Annotated in this window: 1 protein-coding gene; it reads left to right on the top strand. The window is 60.8% G+C overall.

Translation table 11 applies throughout. From position 1 onward, the window contains the following. Positions 1-296: 296 nt before the first annotated feature. Positions 297-1,010: a chlorophyll a/b-binding protein gene (locus OKA04_RS24985; RefSeq protein ID WP_264503861.1), complete on the top strand. Its 714-nt coding sequence runs from the start codon at positions 297-299 to the stop codon at positions 1,008-1,010. The last annotated feature ends 134 nt before the right edge of the window (positions 1,011-1,144 follow it).

A 1,144-nucleotide genomic window follows, 5' to 3' on the forward strand; every position in this document is an offset into this window, starting at 1 on the left:
GCCTGGTCGGGTCGAAGTCCTCCTCCCCTATCGGCCCCGTCATCTTGTACCTCGTGCTGTCGTAATCCTCGTCGATCTCCACCACCTCCATCTCCTCCGCCGCCTTGGGGAAGGGGAAGTTTAATTTGGAGCACACATTTCAGCTCACCACTGCTAGCTTGGGAAGAGGAGGAGGAGCTTGAGCTTGGAGAGAGACAACAATGGCGGCTCAGGCTCTTCTCTCTGGGAGGCAGCTGCTGGGGAGGCCATTGCAATCTTCAGTCTCCAGGTCTTCTTCCTCCAGGAAGGCACCCTTCATGGTCAGGGCAGAGGCCACTCCCCCTGCCAAGCAAGGTGCTGACAGGCAGCTGTGGTTCGCATCCAAGCAGTCCCTGAGCTACCTGGATGGCACGCTTCCGGGAGACTTCGGGTTCGACCCGCTGGGGCTATCGGACCCGGAGGGGACCGGTGGGTTCATCGAGCCACGGTGGCTGGCCTACGGCGAGGTGTTCAACGGCCGGACGGCGATGATGGGCGTCGTCGGCATGGTCGCCCCGGAGCTCCTCGGCAAGCTGGGCCTCGTCCCCGCCGAGACGGCGATCCCGTGGTTCCAGACCGGCGTGATCCCCCCCGCGGGCACCTACACCTACTGGGCCGACCCTTACACTCTCTTCGTCTTCGAGCTCGCCCTCGTCGGCTTCGCCGAGCACCGCCGCTTCCAGGACTGGTACACGCCGGGCTCCATGGGGAAGCAGTACTTCCTCGGCCTCGAGAAGTACCTCGCCGGCTCCGGCGAGCCGGCCTACCCCGGCGGCCCGCTCTTCAACCCGCTCGGCTTCGGGACCAAGAGCGAGGCGGAGATGAAGGAGCTCAAGCTCAAGGAGATCAAGAATGGCAGGCTCGCCATGCTCGCCTTCCTCGGCTTCTCCGTCCAGGCGCTCTTCACCGGGGTTGGCCCCGTGCAGAACCTGCTTGATCACCTCGCTGATCCCGTCCACAACAACATCCTCACCAGCCTCAAGTTCCATTAGAGATGCCATCAACTACGTATTTAATTAATTACGAGTTTTTAATTATGTATGTATGTACGTGCGTATGCGTATATGTGTGTACGTATGTATGTACGCAACTTTGTACGATCGATGGTGCGTGTGATCGAGAGGGG

It is taken from the genome of Luteolibacter flavescens (genome assembly GCF_025950085.1).
Lineage (GTDB): Bacteria > Verrucomicrobiota > Verrucomicrobiia > Verrucomicrobiales > Akkermansiaceae > Haloferula > Haloferula flavescens.

What these genes read in the sequence shown, in the direction of transcription:
- OKA04_RS24985 (WP_264503861.1), top strand. Translation starts at nt 297, where the DNA reads ATGGTCAGGGCAGAGGCCACTCCCCCTGCCAAGCAAGGTGCTGACAGG.